Genomic DNA, 22,456 nt, shown 5'->3' on the forward strand with positions numbered 1-22,456 from the left:
ATTGGAACGTTCTATGTCGCTTCCTTCCAAGCGTCGCGGTAATCGAAGGCCCATGATCGCGCCCCTTCCCGACGCCGCCCCCGCCAACTGGGTCGACCGACTGGCTCCGCCCGCCCTGCGCCCCTGGCTGCGGCTGGGCCGTTTCGACCGGCCGGCGGGGATATGGCTGCTGATGCTGCCCGGCTGGCAGGGGATCGCTCTGGCCTCGGCGGCGCGCGAGCAACTGCCCAGCCCCTGGCTGCTGATCGCCTTCTTCCTGGGAGCGGCGCTGATGCGGGCGGCGGGCTGCGCCTATAACGACATCGTAGATCGCGACATCGACGCCAAGGTCGCCCGCACCGCCGCGCGGCCGATCCCGGCGGGCGAGATCAGCGTCAAGCAGGCCTGGGCGTTCGTGGTCGGGTGCTCGCTCGTCTCGCTGCTGATCCTGCTGACGCTGGGGACCACGGCCATCGTTCTGGGCGTGATGTCGCTGGGTCTGGTGGCCGGCTATCCGTTCATGAAGCGGATCACCTGGTGGCCGCAGGCGTGGCTGGGCCTGACCTTCAACTGGGGCGCCCTGCTGGGCTATGCGGCGGTGACCGGGATCGTCGAGCCGCCCGCCCTGCTGCTGTATGCGGCGGGCATCTTCTGGACCCTGGGCTACGACACGATCTACGCCCTTCAGGACATCGAGGATGACGCGCTGGCGGGGGTGAAATCCTCGGCCCGCCGCCTGGGCAAGGGCGTGCGCAGGGGTGTGCTGGGCTTCTATGTCCTGACCGCCCTGCTGGCGGCGTCGGCGGCCTGGTCGGCGGCGTTGGGTCCGATCACCTTCACCCCGATCTGGGTGCTGTTTGTGGTCCATCTGCTGGCGCAGGTCGTCCTGCTCAAGCCCGATCAGCCGCAACACGCGCTGAAGCTTTTCAAGTCCAACGCCTGGGCCGGGCTGATCCTGTTCGTGGCCCTGGCCGCCGGGATGCTGCGCAACAGCTGACGTCAGGTCACAGTGGCGAGGGCGGCTGGCTCGTGAGACTATGAACCATGGCCGTCGCAGCCCGCGTGAACCCCAAGGACTTCTTCACCCCCGACGAATGGGCGCCCCTGTCGGCGCGCTCGTCGTGGAAGGGGCTGGCCCTGGTCGCCCATGCCTGGATCGTGATCCTGGCGGCGGGCGCGGTGTTCGTGGCTTGGCCCAACCCGCTGACCTTTGCCCTGATGGTGATGATCACGGGCACGCGTCAGTTGGGCTTGGCGATCCTGATGCATGACGCCGCCCACGGCTGTCTGCACAAGAACCTGAAGGTCAATGACTGGGTCGGTCAGTGGCTGTGCGCCGCGCCGGTGGGCGGCGCCCTGGTCAGCTACCGCAACTATCACCTTACCCATCACAAGTTCGCCCAGCAGGCGGAGGACCCGGACCTGGTTTTGTCCGCCCCCTTCCCCACCACCCGCGCATCCCTGCGCCGCAAAATCGTCCGAGACCTGACGGGACAGACCTTCTTCAAGCAGCGGTTCGGGCCGCTGCTGGCGCGGCTGAAGAAGCGCGAGCATGGCCAGCCGGCGGGCGCGATCTTCGCCACCGAAGCGGCGCGGTCGGGGGTGTTCCTGGCGTTCAATCTGGGGCTGCTCGCGGTCCTCGCCCTGGCCGGATACTGGTGGGCCTATTTCGTGTGCTGGCTGCTGCCGCTGGCCACGTGGTTTCCGCTGGTCACCCGCCTGCGCAACATCGCCGAGCATGCGCTGGTCAAGAAGGACGAGGCTGATCCCCTGCGCCATGCGCGGACCACTCACGCCAACTGGATCGAGCGCGCGCTGATCGCCCCGTACTGGGTCAATTTCCACGGCGAGCACCACATGTTCATGCACCTGCCATGCTGGAGCCTGCCGCGCGCCAACCGCCTGCTGGCCGGCAAGGGTGTGACCGGCGGCATGCTGACCGCGCCGGGCTATCTGACCGTGCTGAAGGCCGCTTCCGCCGCGTGATCGTCCCCACCCTGGAAGGCCGCCGCGCCTTTATCCTTGAGAATACGCGCCTGCAGGCGCCGCCGCACACGCCGGAGCTGTCGCTGCATCTGGCCGACGAGATCACCCCCATCTGGCGCATGACCGAAGAGGCGCTGGAGGAGATCGGCCTGCCGCCGCCGTTCTGGGCCTTCGCGTGGGCGGGCGGGCAGGCCCTGGCGCGCTATGTGCTGGATCACCCGGAGCTGGTGCGTGGCAAGACGGTGGTGGATTTCGCCACCGGCTCGGGCCTGGTGGCCATCGCGGCGATGAAGGCCGGGGCGGCGAGCGTTCTGGCCGCCGACATCGACGTCTTCTGTCAGGCGGCGGTCGAACTGAACGCCGAAGCCAACGGCGTGTCGGTTGCTTTCACGGACCGCGACCTGCTGGAAGCGCCGCCGCCTTCGGCCGATGTCTTTCTGGCCGGGGACGTGACCTACGAGAAGCCGATGACCGAAGCGGTCATGGCCTGGCTGGCCCAGGCGCGGGGAGCCGGGGCGCAGGTGCTGGTCGGCGATCCGGGCCGGACCTACTTCCCCAAGAGCGGACTTGAGAAGCTGGCCGAGTATCAGGTGCCGACCACGCGGGAACTGGAAGACATGGCGGTCAAAAAGACATCCGTCTGGACTCTGCCGTGATGCGAAACTAGAACATTTCAAGAACATTCCTGGAGCGACGACCATGCGTGAAGACGGCAAGATCGACTATGTGGAGCTGCCCGGCGGCAAGCTGCCGGCCACCAAGGATTTCTACAACGCCGCCTTCGGTTGGACCTTCACCGACTATGGACCCGACTACGCGGCTTTCGAGCAGGGCGTCGATGGCGGCTTTCATGCCCAGCCCGACGAGGAAGGCGCCCGCGCCCAGCCGCTGGTGATCCTGTTCGCCCATGACCTGGAGGCCATGGAGGCCAAGGTGAAGGCCGCCGGCGGGACCATCGCCCAGCCAATCTTCAGCTTTCCGGGCGGGCGGCGATTCCACTTCACCGATCCGGCCGGCAATGAGCTAGCGGTGTGGTCGGACAAGTAGCCGCAGCCCTCACTTAACCGTACTTGCGTATCGACAAGACTCCCCCCGCATGGCTAGGCTGTTAACGGGCCGGAAATGATTCCGGGCGTTCGCGCGGGGCGTGCGAATCGCTGATCGATGCGCCGTAACAACGGCGGGGGGACTGGGATGCGACTGCTTTCGAAGTCTGGCGCGCGGGGCGGCAAGAACGTCACGCGTATCGAATCTGGTCTTGAGCGGGACGTCGAAGCCGAGGGCTCGTCCGACCGTCTGGTCGAGGCCACCCAGGCCATCGGGCAGCGCTATGAATCGATCCACGGCGGCCTCGACGGCATCGAGCGGGTCCTGGATCACCTGCGCGCCATCGAGCCGCTGCTGGCCGAGGTCCGCAAGCCGGTCACCGAGGAATTCGAAGCCCGCCGGGCTGAACATGCCGAGCTGCTGAGCCTGCGCACCGCGCATGACGCCGCGCTCGACAACATCGATGATCTGCAGACCCGCGAACGGGACCTGTCGATCCGCGTCGCCAGCGTCGAATCCACGCTGGGCGAATCCGAAGCCATTCGCCAGAGCCAGGAATCACAGCTCGAGGAGAACGCCCTCGAACTGGACCGCCTGCGCAACCAGCTGCTGCAAACCGAGCTGCGCGCTGGCTCGCTGGACGCCAATCTGCGCGACGTGTCGGCCCGCGCCGAACACCTCGACCAGGACTGCACCGCCTTGCGCGCCCAGGCCCAGGAAAGCGAAGTCCGCCGCAACGAGGCCGAGAACGCCCTGGCCCGCGCCACCCAGGACTTCAGCCTGGCCAGCGAGGAAAACGGCGTCCTGAAGAAGCGCCTCGACTACGCCAACGGAGAGGTGTCGCGCCTGGCCCGAGTCGAAGCCGAGCTGGAGACGCAGATCGCTTCCGAACGCGCCCGCGCCCTGGCCGACCAGACCGAAGCCACCCGCAACATCCGCGGCCTGGAAGGCCAGGTCGAAGCCGCCCGCTCCGACGCCGCCGCGCTGCAAGCCCGCTTCGAGACCGCGGTCGTCCGCGCCGACAAGCTGGAAGAACTCAACACCCAACTGTCGCAACGCCTCGGCGAGATTGGGGCCGCCCACCAGGCCGCCGAACGCCGCGCCAGCGAACTGCAGGTCGCGGTCGATCGCGCCCTGGAGCGCATCCGCAGCCTGGAAGAAGAAGCCGACGGCCTGCGCCATCGTCACGCCTCGCTCGACACCGCCCGCGCGGCGGCCATCGAGCGGGCCGACCAACTGGCCAAGACCGTCCAGGCCCAGGAAAAGGCGCTCAAGCGCGGCGAGGAACGTGCCGCTCAACTGCGCGCCCGCTTCGAGACCCTGCAGGCAGCCCAGGATCAGGCCGCCCGCGAACACGCCGAACGCGCCAGCGAAATGCAGAGCGAACTGGAGCGCATCCGCGCCGAAGCCGCCGTCAACAGCGGCGCCCTGGAATCGGCCCGCCGCGACCGCGCCCGCCTGCAGATGGCTCTGCTCGGAGGCGGCGATCAGGACGACGATCGCGCGGCTGGCTAAGCCCCGCTTTCAAGCTGAATGCAGAACGGCCCGAGGGAGACCTCGGGCCGTTTTCTTTTGTTTCTCTTGCCCCGTAGCGCAGCGTACGGGGGAGGAGAAGAGCAGGCTAAGCCGCCTCGAAACTCACTGGGCCGCCCCAGAAGGTTTCGACCAGGCCGTTCTGCGGACCGGGCTTGCCGGTGGTGAGGAAGCGACGGCCGCCGCCGGTTCCGGGGTCGAGTTCGGGGTGGCGGGCCAGGTAGCGTTCCAGCGCGTCGGCGGTGGCGCCCGGCTGGTGGATCAGCGGCGTGCCCGGCGGCAATGCGGCGCGGAACAGGTCGGCGACGATCTCGTAGTGGGTGCAGCCCAGGATGGCGCGGTCGGGCGCACGGCCGATGCGGCGCGTCAGGCTGGCCACCCGCTCGTCGATCTCCTTGGCCAGCTCCACCACGCCGGCGTTGCCCTCGATGAGGGGCACCAGATTGGGGCAGGCCTCGGAAAAGACCGCTACGTCCTGCCGGCGCTTGTCGATCTCGATCTCATAGACACGGCTGTTGGTGGTGCCCTGGGTCGAGAAGACGCCGAGGATGTCGAGCTTTTCGATCTTTTCGCCGCGGCGCTCGGCCTCGTGCTCCCAGGGCATGCCGGTGGCCGCCTCGATGGTGGGCACAATGATGCCGAGGATGTTGAGGGGCTTGCCCTTGGCCTTGCGATAGTCAGGCAGCCAGGTCTGCTGCAGGCGGCGCAGGGCGATGGCGCTGGCGGTGTTGCAGGCCAGGACGATCAGGTCGGCGCCGGCGTCGAACAGGCGCTCGCACCCCGCGCGGGTCAGGTCGACGATCTCCTCGCCCCCGCGACCGCCATAGGGGGCGTTGGCCTGGTCGGCCAGATAGATGAAGTCAGCGGCGGGAAGCCGCTCCACGAGGGCGCGGTGGACGCTGAGGCCCCCTACGCCGGAATCGAACACGCCGATGGACATGGCATGGATTTAGACCCGCCCCGGCGCCTCGTCCATGCGCGGTTTAGGCCGACGGCATTTACATTACAGCGGCGTAATATGACTCCTGCCCCAGCGGGTCTAAGGTCCGGGCAATGAAAATCGGAGAACCGACCTTGAAGCGTCGCACCTTCCTCGCCGCCAGCGCCGCCACCGGCATGGCGGTCGCCCTGGCCCCCACCCTGTCGCTGGCCCAGACCAACCCGCTGACCCAACCCTGGACCGGCCCCTATGGCGGGGTTCCCGCCTTCGACAAGGCCAAGGTTTCGGACGTGAAGACGGCCCTCGAGATCGGCATGGCCGAGAACCTCAAGGAGATCGACGCGATCACGGCCAACACCGCCGCGCCGACCTTCGAGAACACCATCGTTCCGCTGGAGGACGCCGGCCGCACCCTGAGCGACGTCTTCACCTACTGGGGCATCTGGGGCGGCAATATGAGCACGCCCGAATTCCGGGCCGTGCAGCAGGAAATGAGCCCGGTGCTGGCCGGCTTCAACGACAAGATCAACCAGAACGTGGCGCTCTTCAAACGCGTCGAGGCCGTCTACAACTCGCCGGACAAGGCCAAGCTGACGCCTGAGCAGCAGCGGGTGACCTGGCTTTACTACACCAACTTCGTGCGCTCCGGCGCCAAGCTGGACATGGCGTCCAAGGCCCGCATCGGCGAGATCAACAAGCGCCTGGCGACCCTGTTCTCGACCTTCAGCAACAACCTGCTGGCCGATGAAGAGACCTATATAGAGCTGACCCAGGCCGACCTCGCCGGACTGCCCGACAGCCTGAAGGACGGGGCCGCCGCCTCGGCCAAGGATCGCGGCCTTGAAGGCAAGTGGGTGATCGTCAACACCCGCTCCAGCGTCGATCCGTATCTGACCAACGCCACCAACCGCGCCACGCGCGAGAAGGTGTGGCGCGCGTTCGTCAACCGCGGCGACAACGGCGACGCGCACGACAACAACAAGATCATCACCGAGATCCTCAAGCTGCGCGTCGAGCGCGCCAAGCTGCTGGGCTACAAGACCCACGCCCACTGGCGTCTTGAGAACAGCATGGCCAAGACCCCCGAGGCGGCCATGGAGCTGATGGAGGCGGTGTGGAAGCCGGCCATCGCCCAGGTGGCCATCGACGTGGCCGCCATGCAGCAGATCGTCGATGCGGAAAAGGGCGGCTTCAAGATCGCGCCCTGGGACTATCGCTTCTACGAAGAGAAGGTCCGCAAGGCCAAGTACGACCTCGATATGAACGAGGTTAAGCCGTACATGCAGATGGAGAAGCTGCGCGAGGGCATGTTCTGGGCCGCGGGCGAGCTCTATGGCTTTGAGTTCAAGCAGATCACCAATGTGCCGGTCTATCATCCCGACGTCCGCGTCTGGGAGGTGAACCGCGGCGGCAAGCTGGTGGGCCTGTGGTACTTCGACCCCTACGCCCGTCAGGGCAAGCGGTCGGGCGCCTGGATGAACGCCTATCGCGGCCAGGAGCGGTTCAAGAGCGACATCAAGACGATCGTCTCCAACAACTCCAACTTCATCAAGGGCGCCCCCGGCGAGCCGGTGCTGATTTCGTGGGACGACGCCACCACCATGTTCCACGAGTTCGGCCACGCCCTTCACGGGCTGAACTCCGACGTGACCTATCCCAGCGTGGCGGGCACGGCGGTGGCGCGCGACTATGTGGAGTTCCCCAGCCAGCTGAACGAGCACTGGCTGCCCACGCCCGAAGTGCTCAACAAGTTCGCCGTCCACTACAAGACCGGCGAGCCGATCCCGCAGGCCCTGGTCGACAAGATCAAGGCCGCCGACAAGTTCGGCCAGGGCTTTGGCACCACCGAATATCTCGCCAGCGCCCTGATCGACATGAAGCTGCACCTGGCCGGCGACGTGACCATCGATCCGGACGCCTTCGAGCGCGAGGAACTGGCCAAGCTGAACATGCCCAGCGAACTGGTCATGCGTCACCGCACCCCGCAGTTTGGGCACATCTTCTCGTCCGACGGCTATTCGGCCGGCTACTACAGCTATCTGTGGGCCGACACGATCACCGCCGACGTGGGCGAGGCGTTCCAAGAAGCGCCGGGCGGCTACTACGACAAGGCCGTGGCCAAGAAGCTGCACGACGACATCATGTCCAAGGGCAACTCCATCGACCCGGCGCAGCAGTTCCGCAACTTCCGCGGACGCGATCCGAAGATCGGCGCCCTGATGCGCGACAGGGGCTTCCCGGTTCCGCCGGGCGCCTGATCCAACGGGGCTGAACAAAAATGGCGGCCGCGTCCCATCCGGGCGCGGCCGTCTTGCGTATCTGAAGCGTGTCGGGGAACACGCAACAGGAACGCACCTCATGAAACTTGATCTTCGCGCCGCAACGGCCGCTCTGGCCCTGACCGCGCTGTCCGCAGTCGCACTACCCGCATCGGCCCAGATGAACCACGGCGATCACAAGATGGTCGGCGGGGCCGCCATGTATCCCAACAAGACGATCGTCGAGAACGCTTCGGCCGCCAGCAATCTCACCACCCTGGTCGCCGCGGTGAAGGCGGCGGGCCTGGTGGACACCCTTTCGGGGACCGGCCCGTTCACGGTCTTCGCGCCGACCAACGCCGCCTTCGGCAAGTTGCCCGCCGGAACGGTCGACACCCTGGTCAAGCCCGAGAACAAGGCCACCCTGACCAAGATCCTCACCTACCACGTGGTGGCCGGGCGCATGACGGCGGCCGACATCGCGGCCAAGGCCCAGGCGAGCGGCGGCACGGCCACCTTGACCACTGTCCAGGGCCAAACCCTGACGGTGGGCAAGTCCGGCATGGGCTGGGCGGTGACCGACGCCAAGGGCGGCAAGGCGATGATCTCCACCGCCGACGTCATGCAATCCAACGGCGTGGTTCACGTCGTCGACTCGGTTCTGATGCCGCAGTAGGCGTCAGACGGCGAGCCGCCCTACCACCCCGCCCCCACGAGGGCGGCTCGCCACTTCCCTGTCGGAGCGTCAGGCCGTTGCGACGGCCGGTGTCTTCCAGGCCCGGACGAGCGCGGTGAACACCGCGCCGGCGAAGAAGAAGAAGCCTAGGACCACGCTGGACGGGCCGACCGCGTAGAGGCCCAGCATCAGCTGCTTGGGCGCGGGTGTTCCTGACAGGTACAGATAGAGCACCAGAGTCATGCAGATGACGCCGATGTTGGTGAAGACGTAGTTGGTCGCGGCCAGCCAGTTGGGCGTGCGGCGGCCGAGCGTCGCATAGAACAGGCCCATCAGCCCCTGGCTCACCCAGCCGATCAGGTTCAGGTGGGCGTGGGCGCTGTAGGTGGCGTGGTTTTGCGACAGGCTCATGGCCATGCCCCACAGCACCCCGATCAGGATGTAGACGGTCGCTGTGGCGAAGAAGACGTGCGGCCAGCGGGTCATGCAGCGGCTCCCTGGGTTTGGCGAGCGCGCTCGGCCAGCCAGGCGTAGAAGGGGGCGTAGGCGGGAGCAAAGCCCGGGCGCTCGCGCATGCGCCGCATCCAGGCGGCGACATTGGGCCAGGGCGACAGGTCAAAACCGCCGGCCTCGCCAAAGCTGACGAAGGTCGCGCCCAGATAATCGGCGATGGTGATGTCGTCGCCGCAGACGAAGTCCCGGTCCCCGATCATGGCGTCGTTGAGCACGGCCATCCAGCGGGCGGCGCGGGTGCGGCCATAGGTGACCAGGGCCTGGACGCCCGAGGCGTCGATCCCCTCGGGCGGCATGACGGCCATATAGACGCCGAAGACGCACAGATCCTTGTGCAGATTGGTGGAGAACCAATCCAGAGCCTCGTTCACCCGGGCGCGGGCCTGCAGCTCGATCGGATAGGCCGGCGAGGCGACGCGGTCGGCCAGATATTTCAGGATCGCCGAGCTTTCGCCGAGGCTGAAATTCCCATCGACCAGATAGGGCACGATGCCATTCGGATTGACCCGCAGATAGGCCGGATCCTGGGCGCCGCCGCTCATCATGTCGACCGGGACCAGTTCGAGCTCGATCCCGTTTTCGGCGGCGAACTGAAGGACCGGCCGCGAGGTGGTCGAGATTGGATCGCTATAGAGTTTCATGATGTGCCCCTGACAGGCGGGGCGAAATAACGAGGTCCGTGGAACGCCGCAATGTCGGCTGTTGCAAGGCTGTTATGCGTTTGTGCAGAATACGACCCATGGACTGGAACGACCTGCGCGTCTTTCTGGCCGTGGCGCGGCAGGGCAGCGCGCTGGGGGCGGCCGTTGAACTTGCGGTGAACCAGACGACGGTTGGCCGTCGGCTGGATGCGCTGGAGCGCGCCCTAGGCCTGAAGCTGATCGAGCGCAGCCAGTCCGGCAGCCGCCTGACCGCGGCGGGCGAAAAGCTGCTGCCCAAGGCCGAGAAGATCGAAGCGGAGTTCGCGGCGCTGTCACAGCAGGTCAGCGCCTTCCAGCGCGACCTGTCGGGGACCTTGCGGCTTACGCTGTCGGACCTGTCGGCCAACATGCTGATGCCGGCCCTGGCGGAGTTCCGGGCGCTCTATCCGGAGATCACCGTCGAGCTGATCATCACTGACCGCTTCCTGGACATCGCGGCGGGCGAGGCGGACATCGCCATGCGCGGAACCGACAGACTGGAGGATTCCGATCTGGTGGCGCGCAAGCTGGCGCAGTTCGAATTCGCCATCTGCTGCAGCCGCGCCTATGCCGCGCGGCACGGCGTTCCTACGGCGCCGGAAGACCTGAAGGACCACATCCTGGTCGGTGGCGAGCAGGAGGTGGCGAACCTGCCGATCGTCAAATGGATGTTCGAACAGGCGCCGGACGCGGAGGTGCGCTGCCGCTCCAACAGCCTGGGCAACATGATCATGGCGGTGCGCAACGGCCTGGGCGTGGGGCCGGCCCCGCTGCTGATGATGCTCGAGCATCCGGAGCTGGTGCTGTGCATGACCCCCGAACCGCCGATGATGGGCGGCAGCTGGCTGGTCACGCGTCAGGACGTGAAGAACACGCCCCGGGTGCGCGCCTTCATCGACTTCTTCGTCCCCTATTTCGAGGGGGAGATGCGCAAGGCGACCGAGGCCTATGAGGCCAGCCAGCGTTCGGCCTAGACCCGCTCGATGATGATGGCCGGCGCCATGCCGCCGGCGGCGCACATGGTCACCAGGCCGCGCTTTAGATCCCGGCGTTCAAGCTCGTCCAGGATGGTCCCGATCAGGATGGAGCCGGTGGCGCCGATGGGGTGACCCAGGGCCATGGCGCCGCCGTTCACATTGACCTTGTCACGGTCGAGCTTGAGGTCGCGGATGAACTTTTCCGCCACCACGGCGAAGGCTTCGTTGATCTCCCAAAGATCGATGTCGTCGGGGGTCAGGCCGGCCTTCTTCAGAGCCTTGAGCGCGGCGGGCACAGGGGCGTTGAGCATCAGGGTCGGGCTGTCGCCGACATTAGCGGTGGCGATCACGCGGGCTCGGGCCTTCAAGCCGTTGCGGGCGGCGTAGTCAGGCGAGGCCAGCAGCACCGCCGCCGCGCCATCGACCACGCCGGAGGAGTTGCCCGCGTGGTGGACGTGGCGAATCTTCAGGTCCGGATAGACCTGGTTGATCAGACCGGCATAGGTCGTGCCCGCCTCGTCGAGGGGCACGCCGGCCATCACCTCAAAAGCCGCTTTCAGTTCGGCCAGACCCTCGCGGGTGGTCTGGGGGCGGGGAAACTCCTCGCGATCCAGGGCGAGCGCGCCGTCCTCGCGATAGACGGGGATCAGGGCGCGGTCGAAATGGCCGTTGCGGATGGCGTGATCGGCGCGTTGCTGGCTGAGCAGGGCCAGGTCGTCGAGAGCCTGGCGCTCGATCCCTTCCAGCGTGGCGATGGCGTCGGCGCAGACGCCCTGGTGGCTTTGCGGATGACGGGCGCGCAGACGCAGGTTGCCGGCGTCCATCATCGGCGGCGCGGTCCGGTCGGCGGTGGCGGCGGTGTAGCTCATCATCTCCGTGCCGCCGGCGATGACCAGATCCTCCATGCCCGACATGATCTGGGCGGCGGCCAGGTTCACCGTGGTGATGCCCGAGCCGCAGAAGCGGTCCAGGGTCACGCCGCTGGCGCGGATGTCGTAGCCGGCGTCGAGGGCGGCCATGCGGCCAAGGTCCCCGCCCTGCTTGCCGCGCTGGGTGCTAGTCCCCCAGATGATGTCGTCCACCTCGGCGGTGTTCAGACCATTGCGGTCGGCGATCGCCTTGAGGACCGTGGCGGCCAGGTGCTGGGGATGGAAGTCGGCGAGCGCGCCCTTCCCCACCTTGCCGACGCCGCGCGGCGTGCGGCACGCGTCGATGATCAGAGCTTCAGCCATGCGCTTTCTCCCGGTTCGAGGGTTGGCCCCTCGTTGTCGGAGGTCAGCTTCGGCGGGGTAGCGCTACGTCAGTCCAGAGCCTTTTTCACCGGCTGCCATAGCCGCCGATCACCGGCAGGATTTCGCCGGTGATGTAGCTGGAGGTGTGGGGTGAGGCGAGGAAGACATAGGACGGGGCCAGCTCCTCGGGCTGGGCGGGACGGCCCATGGGGGTGTCGGCCCCAAACTCGGCCACATCATCCGCCTGCTTGTCGCTGGGATTGAGGGGCGTCCAGACCGGACCGGGAGCGACGGCGTTCACGCGGATGCCCTTGGGGATCAGGTGGGTGGCCAGCGAGCGCGTGAAGGCGTGGATGCCGCCCTTGGTGGTCGAATAGTCGAGCAGGTCCTTGTTGCCCATCAGGCCGGTGACCGAACCGGACATGACGATGGCCGAGCCCGGCTTCATGTGCGGAACGGCGGCCTGGGCCATGAAGAAGTAGCCGTAGAGGTTAGTCTTCAAGGTGGCGTCGAAGTGCTCTTCGGTCAGGTCCTCCAGCGTGGGAGCGTGGACCTGGAAGGCGGCGTTGTTGACCAGGACATCCAGCTTGCCCAGTTCCCTGACCGTCTGTTCGACGGCGGCCTGACAGAAGGCGCGTTCGCGCACGTCGCCCTTGATGATGATGGCGCGGCGGCCTTCCTTCTCGACGGCGGCCTTGGTGATCTGCGCGTCCTCATCCTCGTCCAGATGCATGATGGCGATATCAGCGCCTTCACGGGCGAAGAGAACGGCCACCGAGCGGCCGATGCCGCTGTCCCCGCCGGTGATGATGGCGACCTTGTCGAGCAGCTTTTCGGAGCCCTTGTAGAAAGGTGCGTCGTACATAGGCGCGAGGTCGAGGTCGGCCTCAGATCCCGGCTTCTCCTGGTGCTGGGCCGGCAAGGGCGGCTCTGGATACTTGCGGGCGCCCGCCTGCATGGCGCCGAAGGAGCGCTCCTCGCCGGCGGCCTTGTCGGCGCGGTCGACCTGATCCTGCACCTTGCGCTGCTGGTCGGCGGCTTGTTCCGCCTGCTGGGTGTGGGCGTCGGTCATGGGAAGGCTCCGCGTTCTGGGGACGCGGTGGAAACGCGGCGCGCGCGAGGAGGTTCGGGGCGCCCAGACTCGCAAAACTTGATTTTGACGGCCTTCTCGCTCATAAGGCCCGCTTTCCGGCGCAGCATCAGCCAGCGCCCTCCACCGCCACGACCCCGGCCTGGGAGACCAGGACCCATCCGGACGAGGGCGGCGAGGACCCCCGTCGACGTGATCGTCCACGGGGGCTGGCTGCGTTGTGCGTAAAGGTGGCTTGATGTTCGACGGCCTTACAGAGCGGCTTTCCGGCGTATTCGACCGGCTTGGCGGACGCGGCGTTCTTTCCGAGAAAGACGTCGAAGAGGCCCTGCGCGAAGTCCGCGTCGCCCTTCTGGAGGCCGACGTCGCGCTTCCGGTGGTGAAGGACTTCATCGCCAAGGCCAAGGAAAGCGCCACGGGCGAGGCGGTGATCCGCGCCGTCCGTCCCGCCGACCAAGTGGTCAAGATCGTCTATGACGGCCTGATCGAGATGCTGGGCGGCGAAGAGCCGGAAGCCCTGCGTCTGGCGACCAATCCGCCCACCGTGATCCTGATGGCCGGCCTGCAGGGCTCGGGCAAGACCACGACCTCGGCCAAGCTGGCCCTGCGCCTGAGCAAGTTCGAGCGCAAGAAGGTCCTGATGGCCTCGCTGGACACCCGTCGTCCGGCCGCCATGGAGCAGCTGGCCGCGCTGGGGACCCAGATCGGCGTCGAGACCCTGCCGATCGTCGCAGGCCAGTCGGCTGTCGACATCACCAAGCGCGCCCTGAGCGCTGGCAAGCTTGGCGGCTACGACGTCGTCATCCTCGACACCGCCGGCCGCACCACGCTGGACGAGGCGATGATGAGCGAGGCGGCCGAGATCGCCCGCCTGTCCAATCCCGTCGAGACCCTGCTGGTCGCCGACAGCCTGACCGGCCAGGACGCGGTCCGTACCGCCAAGGCCTTCCACGAGCGCCTGCCGCTCACCGGCCTGATCCTGACCCGCGCCGACGGCGACGGCCGCGGCGGCGCCATGCTGTCCATGCGGGCGGTCACCGGCCTGCCGATCAAGTTCCTGGGCGCCGGCGAGAAGGTCGACGAACTCGACGCCTTCGACGCCCGCCGCGTGGCCGGCCGCATCCTGGGCCAGGGTGACGTCGTGGCCCTGGTGGAGAAGGCCGCGGCTGAACTCGACCAGGCTCAGGCCGAGCGCATGGCCAAGAAGCTGGCCAAGGGCCAGTTCGATCTCGACGACCTCGCCAATCAGCTCGCCCAGATGCAGAAGATGGGCGGCATGCAGGGGATCATGGGCCTGCTGCCCGGCGTCCAGAAGGTCAAGAAGCAGATCGAGGAAGCCAATATCGACGACAGCGTCTTCCGTCGTCAGCAGGCCATCATCAGCTCTATGACCAAGCAGGAGCGCAAGAAGCCCGACATCCTTCAGGCCTCGCGCAAGCGCCGCATCGCCGCTGGTTCGGGCGTCGACGTGGCCGAGGTCAACCGCCTGCTCAAGCAGCACCGCCAGATGGCCGACATGTTCAAGTCCATGAGCAAGGACGGCGGCAAGGGCATGATGAAGATGGCCCAGGCCATGGGCATGGGCGGCGGTGGCGGCATGGACCGCCTCAAGTCGCTCGGCGGCGGCAAGATGCCGACCGAAGCTGAAATCGAAGCCGCCGCGGCCAAGCTGCAGCAGTCGGGCGGCCTGCCCGGCATGCCGGGCCTCGGCGGACCCAAACTTCCCGGCCTGGGCGGCCTACCGCCCGGCTTCAACCCGTTCAAGAAATCCTAGAACTGAAAGACCAAGGACCAAACCAATGCTGAAGATTCGTCTCGCCCGCGGCGGCACCAAGAAGCGCCCGTACTACTCGATCGTCGTGGCCGACAGCCACTCGCCGCGCGACGGCCGCTTCATCGAGAAGGTCGGCACCTACAACCCGCTCCTCAAGAAGGACGATCCGACCCGCGTCACCCTGAAGCTGGAATCGATCCAGGGCTGGCTGGCCAAGGGCGCTCAGCCCACCGACCGCGTCGCGCGCTTCCTGTCCAAGGAAGGCCTGGTGAAGTGGGAAGCCGGCAACAACCCGACCAAGGCTCAGCCGGGCAAGAAGGCGCAAGAACGCACCGCCGAACGCGCCCAGCGCGAAGAGGACCGCAAGGCCGCCGAAGCCGCCGCTGCTGAAGAAGCCGCCGCCGCCAAGGCCGCCGCCGCCGCCGCGCCGGCTCCCGAGCCGGAACCCGAAGCTGCTCCGGCCGAGGAAGCCCCGGCTGCTGAAGCCGCCGCTGAAGAGGCTCCGGCCGCTGAAGCCGCTGCAGAAGAAGCTCCGGCTGCTGAAGAAACCACCGAAGCCTAAGGGTTTTCGCGTGTCCGACGCCCTCATTCTGGTTGGCCGCGTGGCCGGGGCGTTCGGCGTGCGGGGCGAGGTCCGGATCAGCGCCTATACGGCTGATCCCCTCGCTCTCGCCGGCTACAAGTCTCTGGTGCGTGAGGACGGCTCGCCGGCCCTCACCATCACGAGCGCCCGCGCGGTCAAGGACGGGATCATCGCCCGCTCCCCCCAGATCTCGACCAAGGAAGACGCCGACGCCTTGCGCGGCCTGAAGCTTCACGTCCTGCGCTCGGACCTGCCCGAGCCGGATGAGGACGAGTTCTATCTGACCGACCTGATCGGCCTGGCCGCCGTCACGCCCGAGGGTGAGACCGTGGGCAAGATCAAGGCGGTGCAGGACTTCGGCGCCGGCGACATCCTGGAGATCGCGCCCGCCGCCGGTGGCCAGACCTGGTACCTGGCCTTCACCCGCGAGAACGCCCCCACCGTCGATATCGCTGGCGGCAAGGTGGTGGTCATCCGCCCCGCCGAAGTGGGCGAGACCGAACAGAACACCGACGATTGAGAAGGGTGACGAGAATTTAAGTAGCCGTGGCGACGACCATATGTGTAAGCACTTTCATAAATGAAAGGAACGCCATGCTGGTTCGTCACGCCGCCGTCCTCGCCGCCACACTTGTGATCTGCTCCAACGCGCAGGCCGCCGCCCCGCTCGATAAGCGACAGGCCGCGCAAGTGCTGGACCGCCTGGACACCGCCCTCAATCGCTACGTCTTCCCGGAAAAGGCCAAGGCGGTGCAGGCGGCGCTGAAGAACAAGCGTGAGACCTTGCTGGCGGCCGCCGACCTCGACGCCTTCCTCCTGGCGGTGTCGGAGGAGATGCGCGCCACGGGTGCGGATCAGCACTTCAACCTGCGCTACGAGCCGCCGGTCGCGGGCGCGATCACCCCGAACGGTCCCCCGCCGCGCCTGTGGACCGAGCCGGTCGCCAAGGGACAGGCCCAAGGGCTGATGGCGCTTCGCCGCCTGCCGGGGAATATCGGCTACATCAAGCTGCGCTACTTCATGGACACGCCCGAGGCCGTGGCGATGATCGACAGCGCCCTCACCCTGGTAAAGGACACCGACGGCCTGATCATCGACCTGCGCGAGAACGGCGGCGGCGGCGGCGGGGCCGACGAACAGCTGCTAGGCCACCTGTCGCACACGCCCATTCCGACGGTCGAGGTCCGCTGGCGCCAGCCGGACGGCAGCTGGGAAGTGATGCAGCGCAACGCCGCCAAGCCCGCCGGCGGCCCGCTTTTCGCCGACAAGCCGGTCTATGTGCTGACCTCGGCCAAGACCTTCTCGGCGGCGGAAGCCTTCACCTATGCCCTGAAGGCGGCGGGTCGCGCGACGCTGGTGGGCGAGACGACCCGCGGCGGGGCCAATCCTTCCAACGGCATGGCCCAACTGGGCGATGGATTCACGGCCTTCATCCCCAATGGCCTGGTCGTACATCCAACGACCAAGACGAACTGGGAGGGCGTCGGGATCGCGCCGGACGTGGCGACGCCGGTCGGCGAGGCCCTGACCAAGGCCTACGAACTGGCCTTGAAGGCGGCCAAGCCGACCATCCGCTTCAAGGCCCTGGACGACCAGCGTGCCAAGGCCCTGGCGGATCCGAAGGCGGCGCTGGCGTCAGACCAGCTTCTCTAGGGTCGGTGACCGCGCTCCACAGGCGAATACGACGATGCGAAGAGCTTTTTTGATTGAACCTGTGGCGTACAGATACATTAGCGGGACTGTAGAATTTTCCGCGGAGCGCCCGGCTGAACCCGATTGCACAATCCTCGCAGGCCGGCGCTGATTTCCTGAGGGGCGGCGGCGAGCTGGCCGAGCTGATCCGTCGTCACGACTGGGCCTCCACACCGCTGGGGCCGATCGATCAATGGCCGCAAAGCCTGAAGACGGCCACCGGGTTGTTGATCGCCTCCCCCGTTCCGATCGTGATGCTGTGGGGAACCGACGGCGTCATGATCTACAACGACGCCTATTCGGTTTTCGCCGGCGGGCGACACCCGCAATTGCTGGGATCGAACGTTCGCGAGGGCTGGCCCGAGGTGGCCGACTTCAACGACAACGTCATGAAGGTTGGCCTGGCCGGCGGCACCCTCGCCTACAAGGACCAGCAGCTGACCCTGCACCGAAACGGGCGTCCCGAACCGGTGTGGATGAACCTGGACTACTGGCCCGTTCCAGACGAGAGCGGCCGTCCGGCAGGCGTCATGGCCACGGTGGTCGAGACGACCGACCGCGTCCGCGCCGACGCCGCCTTGCGTGAAAGCGAGGCGCGCTTTCGCAACATGGCCGACCATGCGCCGGTGATGATGTGGGTCACGGACCCGAACGGCTGGTGTACCTATCTGAACGCCCGCTGGTACGCCTTCACCGGCCAGACCGAGGGCGAAGCGGAAGGCTATGGCTGGCTGGACGCCACCCATCCCGATGACAAGGCGCGCGCGGAAGCCGCCGTCCTGACGGCCAACGCCAATAGAGCGCCGTTTCGGGTTGAATATCGCCTGCGACGCGCGGACGGCGTTTACCGATGGGCGCTGGACGCGGCCAGCCCGCGCTTCGACGAAGCGGGCGCTTTCCTCGGCTATGTCGGTTCCGTCATCGATATCGACGAGCGCTGGGAGATGGAGGCCGCCCTACGGGCCAGCGAGGGGCGTCTAAAGACGCTGAACCTGGACCTTGAGGCCCGCGTAAATCAGCTGGTTCACGACCGTAGCCGCAGTTGGGCGATCAGCCCCGATCTCATGGGCGTACTCAACAGCGAGGGTTTCTTCGAGGCGTCCAACCCCGCCTGGAAGAAAGTCCTTGGCTGGAGCGAGGAAGAGATCGCCACAACCCTCTTCTTCGAATTCCTCCACCCCGACGACCTGAAGCGAACCGAGGCGGCGTTCACCGCGGCGATCGAGCGCAATGAACCGGCGGTTCGTTTCGAGAACCGCTATCGGACCAAGTCGGGCGGCTATCGCTGGCTATCCTGGATCGCCGTCCCGGAAGACGGCAAGGTGTATTGCACCGCACGTGACGTCACCGAGGAAAAGGCCCAGGCCGCCGAACGCGAGCACCTGTGGAACCTGTCGCAGGACATGCTCGCCCGCGCCGACTATGGGGGCGATATGTCGGCGGTGAACCCCGCCTGGACCCAGACGCTGGGGTGGAGCGAGACCGAGCTTCTGACCAACCCCTATGCCGACATCATCGATCCTGCGGACCTTGGCGCGACAGCCGCAGCCCTGGAAGAGATGGGCAGGACGGGCAAGCCGACCCGTTTCCAGAACCGCATCCTGACCAAGGACGGCGTATGGAAGCCGATTGACTGGACCGTCTCGCCCGAACCCGACGGCGTCAACTTCATCGCCATCGGTCGCGACCTGACCGAGGACAAGGCGCGGGAAGCCGAGCTGAACGCGGCGCAGGAAGCTTTGCGGCAATCGCAGAAGATGGAGGCCGTCGGCCAGCTAACCGGCGGCATCGCCCACGACTTCAACAACCTGCTGGCCGGCATAAGCGGCAATCTGGAGCTGCTGGACAAGCGGATGAGCGAGGGCCGCCTGTCGGGCGTCGATCGCTACATCACCGCCGCCCAGGGCGCCGCCCAGCGGGCCGCCGTGCTGACGCAGCGACTGCTGGCGTTTTCACGTCGCCAGACGCTCGATCCCAAGCCGACGGACGTCAATCGCCTGATCGCGGGCATGGAAGACCTGATCCGCCGCAGTGTCGGTCCCGACGTCGAGGTCGAAGTGGTCGGCGCCGGCGGACTTTGGCCCACGCGGATCGATCCGTCGCAGCTTGAGAACGCCCTGCTGAACCTTTGCATCAACGGCCGTGACGCCATGGCGCCGCATGGGGGTCGCCTGACGATCGAGACAGCCAACAAGTGGCTGGATGAGCGCGGCTCGCGCGATCGCGATCTGGCTCCCGGCCAGTATGTGTCGCTGTGCGTCACAGACACGGGCGTCGGCATGACGCCCGAGCTGATGGCCAAGATCTTCGACCCGTTCTTCACCACCAAGCCCTTGGGTCAGGGAACGGGCCTGGGCCTGTCGATGATCCACGGCTTTGTGCGCCAGTCCGGCGGGCAGGTCAGGGTCTATTCGGAGGTCGGCAAGGGCACGACCATGTGCCTGTACCTGCCGCGCTTCATCGGCGACCTGGCGGAGGTGGAGGAAGCCGAGGCCACCTACGCCGTCGCCGGCGGCCGCGACGAGACGGTGCTGGTCATCGACGATGAAGACAGCGTGCGCATGCTGATCTCCGAAGTGCTGCAGGAAGCCGACTATACCGTGATCGAGGCGGCCGACGGTCCGTCCGGCCTGGCGATCCTGCAGTCGGACGCACGCATCGACCTTTTGATCACCGACGTCGGCCTGCCCGGCGGCATGAACGGCAGGCAGGTCGCGGACGCGGCCAGGGCGATCCGTCCTGACCTGAAGGTGGTCTTCATCACCGGCTACGCCGAGAACGCCGCGGTTGGGAACGGCCACCTGGAGCCCGGCATGGCGGTCTTGACCAAGCCCTTCACCATCGCCGCCTTCGGCGCGAAGCTGGAAGAGGTGATGGAATCCTGAGCGGCTAGGCCTTCTTGACCCGCATCAGGCATTCCTGGGCCACCGACGCGATCAGGGTCCCGTCCTTGGAATACATCTGACCGCGCACCAGACCGCGGCCTTGCGAGGCCGAGGGGCTGTCCTGCGAGAACAGCACCCATTCGTTGAAGTCGAACGGACGGTGGAACCACATGGCGTGATCCAGGCTGGCCGCCTGCAGGCCGGGCGTGGTCCAGATCAGGGCGTGGGGCCGCAGGGCCGTCTCCATGAAGGCCATGTCCGAAGCATAGGCGAGCGCGGCCTGCTGCATCTTCACATCATCGCCGATGGGCGCCTTGGCGCGCATCCAGACGTCCTTGAGCGGCGACATCTTCTGCGGATCGATGAAGGATTGCGGATCGGGCCAGCGCACGTCGATGGGGCGCGGCTTTTCGGCCTGGCGCAGCAGGCCGCGCGGGATCTTGTCGCCAAGCTCGCGCAGGCGGTCGGCCTCGGTCGGCACGGTCAGGGGTTCGGGGGCGGAGGGCATGTCGAACTGGTGCTCGAAGCCCTCTTCCGGGGTCTGAAACGAGGCGGCGAGGTTGAAAATCTGCTCGCCGTTCTGGATCGCCGTGACGCGGCGGGTGGTGAAGCTGCCGCCGTCGCGGGCGAAGTCGACCTCGTAGATCACCGGAAGCTTCACGTCGCCGGGGCGGATGAAATAGGCGTGCAGCGAGTGGCAGATGCGCTCAGGCACCGTCTCGTAGGCGGCCAGCAGCGCCTGGGCGATCACCAGCCCCCCGAAGATGCGCGGGAAGCCGTCGTCGGGGGACACGCCCCGGAACAGGTTCTTCTCGATGCGTTCGAGCTTGAGGACGGCGGCGAGGTCTTCGTTGGTCTCCATGTCTGACCGATTAGGAGCATCGGCGGACGGCGGCAACCTTGACTTTGCGGGGCCGATGGCCGCATCGCCTCCGGCGAACACGGATACCCAGACACATGGCACTTTTCACCGGTCTCAGCGCCTTCCCGATCACCCCCGCCGACGCCGAAGGCCGCGTAGACGCCGAGGGCGTACAGAAGGTCGTGGGCCGCCTGGTCGAAGCCCGAGTCGATTCCATCGGCCTGCTGGGCAGTACCGGGACCTATGCCTATCTGACGCGCGAAGAGCGACGCCGGGCGGTCGAGGCGGCGGTGGAGCGGGTCCAGGGCGCGGTTCCGGTGATGGTCGGCATCGGCGCGACAACGACGGCCGAGGTGATCCGCCTGGGCCAGGACGCCAAGGCCGCCGGAGCGGACGCGGTGCTGCTGGCGCCGGTGTCCTATCTGCCCCTGAGCGACGCCGAGGTCGCGGCGCACTTTGAGGCCGTGGCGGGGGCGGTCGCTCTGCCGCTGTGCATCTACAACAACCCCACCGTGACCCGCTTCACCTTCAGCCCCGAACTGATCGGCCGGCTGAGCCAAGTCGAGGGCATCGCGGCGGTGAAGACGCACGGCGCGGACACGGCGCAGGAGGCGCAGGACCTGATCGCCGACCTGCGGAGCGAATGCGCGCCGGGATTTTCGATCGGCTGCAGCGCCGACTGGCGACTGACCGAGCCGCTGATCGCCGGCGCGGACGCCTGGTACAGCGTGCTGGGGGGCATCTTCCCCAAGCCTTGTCAGACGATCATCGCCGCTGTGAAAGCCGGCGACGTCGCGGCGGCCCGAGCCGAGAACGTGCGCCTCAAGCCGCTTTGGGACCTGTTCGCGGAACTGACCAGCTTCCGCGTGGTCTATGCGGCCAACAGCCTGCTCGGCCTCACCGACGCCCAACCGCCCAGGCCGCTGCTGGGCCTGTCGGCTCAGGACCGCGGACGGGTCGAGCGGGTGATCGCGGACCTTGGTCTGGCCTGACCCCGCGACACATTCGTGTTAAGCGGCGCCCATGCCGTTCACCGCAACCGTCATGACCATGTTTCCCGAGGCCTTTCCGGGCCCGCTCGGCGTTTCGCTGATCGGGACCGCGTGGCGCGAGCAGGACCTTTGGCGGTTGGAAACACTGGACATTCGGGGATTTTCCGCAGATAAGCGCGGCTTCCTCGACGACACCCCCGCGGGTGGCGGTCCGGGACAAGTGTTACGAGCGGACGTCATAGCCGCCGCGCTGGACAGCGTGGAGCGGGATGGGCGGCCGCTTTTGTACATGAGCGCCAGGGGTCGTCCCCTCACCCAGGCGCGCGTGCGTGAGTGGAGCAAGGCCCCCGGGATCATCGTCCTGTGCGGCCGCTTCGAGGGGGTGGACCAGCGGGTGCTCGACAGCCGCGGGTTCGAGGAGGTCTCCGTCGGAGACGCGGTTCTCGCCGGTGGCGAGGCGGCGGCCATGGTGGCGATCGAGGCGTGCGTTCGACTGATCCCGGGTGTGCTGGGCGATTTCGAGAGCACGAGTGAAGAAAGCTTCGAGGACGGTCTCCTGGAGCATCCGCAGTACACGCGACCGCGGACGTTCGAAGGGCTCGATATCCCCGAGGTGCTGCTGTCCGGCCATCACAAGAAGGTCGGCGAGTGGCGAAAGCTTATGCGTGAAGACACAACCCGCGAGCGGCGGCCCGATCTTTGGGAAGCGCATCTCGCCAATCAACAGGCAAAGGACGGCCCTTCTCGCAAGGGGTAA

General features: G+C 66.9%; 21 protein-coding genes. 15 read left to right on the forward strand and 6 right to left on the reverse strand.

Going from position 1 to position 22,456, the window contains the following annotated elements:
• Positions 1–52 precede the first annotated feature (52 nt).
• The 5 genes from ubiA to O5K31_RS15260 all read left to right on the forward strand — a co-directional run bounded on the left by ubiA (position 53) and on the right by O5K31_RS15260 (position 4,527).
• On the forward strand, positions 53–976 hold the full coding sequence (gene ubiA, locus O5K31_RS15240) for a 4-hydroxybenzoate octaprenyltransferase (protein ID WP_269714595.1): 924 nt from the start codon (positions 53–55) through the stop codon (positions 974–976).
• A gap of 47 nt (positions 977–1,023) precedes the next feature.
• Positions 1,024–1,965 (forward strand): fatty acid desaturase family protein, encoded by a 942-nt coding sequence (locus O5K31_RS15245; protein ID WP_269714596.1) that lies wholly within the window; start codon positions 1,024–1,026, stop codon positions 1,963–1,965.
• Entirely contained in the window at positions 1,962–2,621 is a 660-nt protein-coding gene (locus tag O5K31_RS15250; protein WP_269714597.1) for a class I SAM-dependent methyltransferase, read from the forward strand. The genes O5K31_RS15245 and O5K31_RS15250 overlap by 4 nt, the downstream gene beginning before the upstream one ends.
• A 43-nt stretch (positions 2,622–2,664) precedes the next feature.
• Entirely contained in the window at positions 2,665–3,012 is a 348-nt protein-coding gene (locus O5K31_RS15255; RefSeq protein WP_269714598.1) for a VOC family protein, read from the forward strand.
• Between the two features lie 147 nt (positions 3,013–3,159).
• Positions 3,160–4,527 (forward strand): intermediate filament-like cell shape determinant CreS, encoded by a 1,368-nt coding sequence (locus tag O5K31_RS15260; RefSeq protein WP_269714599.1) that lies wholly within the window; start codon positions 3,160–3,162, stop codon positions 4,525–4,527.
• A 106-nt stretch (positions 4,528–4,633) separates the two neighbouring features.
• Here the strand turns inward: O5K31_RS15260 and O5K31_RS15265 are convergent, their stop codons facing one another.
• Positions 4,634–5,485, reverse strand: a complete 852-nt coding sequence (locus O5K31_RS15265) for a glutamate racemase (RefSeq protein WP_269714600.1) — start codon at positions 5,483–5,485, stop codon at positions 4,634–4,636.
• A gap of 134 nt (positions 5,486–5,619) precedes the next feature.
• Here O5K31_RS15265 and O5K31_RS15270 point away from each other — a divergent pair, with 134 nt between their 5' ends.
• Together O5K31_RS15270 and O5K31_RS15275 are read left to right on the forward strand one after the other, a co-directional pair.
• The gene (locus O5K31_RS15270; RefSeq protein WP_269714601.1) at positions 5,620–7,743 is read left to right on the forward strand and encodes a M3 family metallopeptidase; all 2,124 of its coding nucleotides are present in this window, start codon (positions 5,620–5,622) and stop codon (positions 7,741–7,743) included.
• A 100-nt stretch (positions 7,744–7,843) separates the two neighbouring features.
• Positions 7,844–8,419: a fasciclin domain-containing protein gene (locus O5K31_RS15275; RefSeq protein ID WP_269714602.1), complete on the forward strand. Its 576-nt coding sequence runs from the start codon at positions 7,844–7,846 to the stop codon at positions 8,417–8,419.
• Positions 8,420–8,488: 69 nt separating this feature from the next.
• On the opposite strand, the gene O5K31_RS15280 is transcribed toward O5K31_RS15275, so the two are convergent.
• Together O5K31_RS15280 and O5K31_RS15285 are read right to left on the reverse strand one after the other, a co-directional pair.
• Positions 8,489–8,905, reverse strand: a complete 417-nt coding sequence (locus O5K31_RS15280) for a hypothetical protein (protein WP_269714603.1) — start codon at positions 8,903–8,905, stop codon at positions 8,489–8,491.
• Entirely contained in the window at positions 8,902–9,573 is a 672-nt protein-coding gene (locus O5K31_RS15285) for a glutathione S-transferase family protein (RefSeq protein WP_269714604.1), read from the reverse strand. The genes O5K31_RS15280 and O5K31_RS15285 overlap by 4 nt, the downstream gene beginning before the upstream one ends.
• A 98-nt stretch (positions 9,574–9,671) precedes the next feature.
• Between O5K31_RS15285 and O5K31_RS15290 the strand changes: the two genes are divergently transcribed.
• A complete protein-coding gene (locus O5K31_RS15290) occupies positions 9,672–10,586 on the forward strand; it encodes a LysR family transcriptional regulator (RefSeq protein ID WP_269714605.1) in 915 nt (304 codons plus the stop codon).
• On the opposite strand, the gene O5K31_RS15295 is transcribed toward O5K31_RS15290, so the two are convergent.
• A complete protein-coding gene (locus O5K31_RS15295; RefSeq protein WP_269714606.1) occupies positions 10,583–11,821 on the reverse strand; it encodes an acetyl-CoA C-acetyltransferase in 1,239 nt (412 codons plus the stop codon). The genes O5K31_RS15290 and O5K31_RS15295 overlap by 4 nt on opposite strands.
• Before the next feature lie 85 nt (positions 11,822–11,906).
• Complete coding sequence (locus O5K31_RS15300; protein ID WP_269714607.1) at positions 11,907–12,893, reverse strand: SDR family oxidoreductase; 987 nt, start codon at positions 12,891–12,893, stop codon at positions 11,907–11,909.
• Positions 12,894–13,149: 256 nt separating this feature from the next.
• On the opposite strand from O5K31_RS15300, the gene ffh reads away from it, so the two are divergent.
• From ffh to O5K31_RS15325, 5 genes are all read left to right on the forward strand, one after another.
• A complete protein-coding gene (ffh, locus tag O5K31_RS15305) occupies positions 13,150–14,685 on the forward strand; it encodes a signal recognition particle protein (protein ID WP_269714608.1) in 1,536 nt (511 codons plus the stop codon).
• A gap of 25 nt (positions 14,686–14,710) precedes the next feature.
• The gene (gene rpsP, locus O5K31_RS15310; protein ID WP_269714609.1) at positions 14,711–15,247 is read left to right on the forward strand and encodes a 30S ribosomal protein S16; all 537 of its coding nucleotides are present in this window, start codon (positions 14,711–14,713) and stop codon (positions 15,245–15,247) included.
• Between the two features lie 10 nt (positions 15,248–15,257).
• Positions 15,258–15,788 carry a ribosome maturation factor RimM gene (rimM, locus tag O5K31_RS15315; RefSeq protein WP_269714610.1) on the forward strand — a complete coding sequence of 177 codons (531 nt, stop codon included), beginning with the start codon at positions 15,258–15,260 and terminating at the stop codon, positions 15,786–15,788.
• A 74-nt stretch (positions 15,789–15,862) separates the two neighbouring features.
• The gene (locus O5K31_RS15320; RefSeq protein ID WP_269714611.1) at positions 15,863–16,921 is read left to right on the forward strand and encodes a S41 family peptidase; all 1,059 of its coding nucleotides are present in this window, start codon (positions 15,863–15,865) and stop codon (positions 16,919–16,921) included.
• Positions 16,922–17,187: 266 nt separating this feature from the next.
• A complete protein-coding gene (locus O5K31_RS15325; protein WP_269714612.1) occupies positions 17,188–19,845 on the forward strand; it encodes a PAS domain-containing hybrid sensor histidine kinase/response regulator in 2,658 nt (885 codons plus the stop codon).
• Positions 19,846–19,849: 4 nt separating this feature from the next.
• Here O5K31_RS15325 and O5K31_RS15330 read toward each other — a convergent pair whose 3' ends face one another.
• On the reverse strand, positions 19,850–20,707 hold the full coding sequence (locus O5K31_RS15330; RefSeq protein WP_269714613.1) for an acyl-CoA thioesterase: 858 nt from the start codon (positions 20,705–20,707) through the stop codon (positions 19,850–19,852).
• A gap of 95 nt (positions 20,708–20,802) precedes the next feature.
• Between O5K31_RS15330 and O5K31_RS15335 the strand changes: the two genes are divergently transcribed.
• Positions 20,803–21,699 (forward strand): dihydrodipicolinate synthase family protein, encoded by an 897-nt coding sequence (locus tag O5K31_RS15335; protein WP_269714614.1) that lies wholly within the window; start codon positions 20,803–20,805, stop codon positions 21,697–21,699.
• A 31-nt stretch (positions 21,700–21,730) separates the two neighbouring features.
• On the forward strand, positions 21,731–22,456 hold the full coding sequence (trmD, locus tag O5K31_RS15340; protein WP_269714615.1) for a tRNA (guanosine(37)-N1)-methyltransferase TrmD: 726 nt from the start codon (positions 21,731–21,733) through the stop codon (positions 22,454–22,456).

Origin of the sequence: Caulobacter sp. NIBR2454 (assembly GCF_027474405.1) — a bacterium.
Taxonomy (GTDB): Bacteria; Pseudomonadota; Alphaproteobacteria; order Caulobacterales; family Caulobacteraceae; genus Caulobacter.

Coding starts and splice junctions, on each gene's coding strand:
- ubiA (WP_269714595.1), top strand. CDS start 53: ATGATCGCGCCCCTTCCCGACGCCGCCCCCGCCAACTGGGTCGACCGA.
- O5K31_RS15245 (WP_269714596.1), top strand. CDS start 1,024: ATGGCCGTCGCAGCCCGCGTGAACCCCAAGGACTTCTTCACCCCCGAC.
- O5K31_RS15255 (WP_269714598.1), top strand. CDS start 2,665: ATGCGTGAAGACGGCAAGATCGACTATGTGGAGCTGCCCGGCGGCAAG.
- O5K31_RS15260 (WP_269714599.1), top strand. CDS start 3,160: ATGCGACTGCTTTCGAAGTCTGGCGCGCGGGGCGGCAAGAACGTCACG.
- O5K31_RS15265 (WP_269714600.1), bottom strand. CDS start 5,485: ATGTCCATCGGCGTGTTCGATTCCGGCGTAGGGGGCCTCAGCGTCCAC.
- O5K31_RS15275 (WP_269714602.1), top strand. CDS start 7,844: ATGAAACTTGATCTTCGCGCCGCAACGGCCGCTCTGGCCCTGACCGCG.
- O5K31_RS15280 (WP_269714603.1), bottom strand. CDS start 8,905: ATGACCCGCTGGCCGCACGTCTTCTTCGCCACAGCGACCGTCTACATC.
- O5K31_RS15285 (WP_269714604.1), bottom strand. CDS start 9,573: ATGAAACTCTATAGCGATCCAATCTCGACCACCTCGCGGCCGGTCCTT.
- O5K31_RS15290 (WP_269714605.1), top strand. CDS start 9,672: ATGGACTGGAACGACCTGCGCGTCTTTCTGGCCGTGGCGCGGCAGGGC.
- O5K31_RS15295 (WP_269714606.1), bottom strand. CDS start 11,821: ATGGCTGAAGCTCTGATCATCGACGCGTGCCGCACGCCGCGCGGCGTC.
- O5K31_RS15300 (WP_269714607.1), bottom strand. CDS start 12,893: ATGACCGACGCCCACACCCAGCAGGCGGAACAAGCCGCCGACCAGCAG.
- ffh (WP_269714608.1), top strand. CDS start 13,150: ATGTTCGACGGCCTTACAGAGCGGCTTTCCGGCGTATTCGACCGGCTT.
- rpsP (WP_269714609.1), top strand. CDS start 14,711: ATGCTGAAGATTCGTCTCGCCCGCGGCGGCACCAAGAAGCGCCCGTAC.
- O5K31_RS15320 (WP_269714611.1), top strand. CDS start 15,863: ATGCTGGTTCGTCACGCCGCCGTCCTCGCCGCCACACTTGTGATCTGC.
- O5K31_RS15330 (WP_269714613.1), bottom strand. CDS start 20,707: ATGGAGACCAACGAAGACCTCGCCGCCGTCCTCAAGCTCGAACGCATC.
- O5K31_RS15335 (WP_269714614.1), top strand. CDS start 20,803: ATGGCACTTTTCACCGGTCTCAGCGCCTTCCCGATCACCCCCGCCGAC.
- trmD (WP_269714615.1), top strand. CDS start 21,731: ATGCCGTTCACCGCAACCGTCATGACCATGTTTCCCGAGGCCTTTCCG.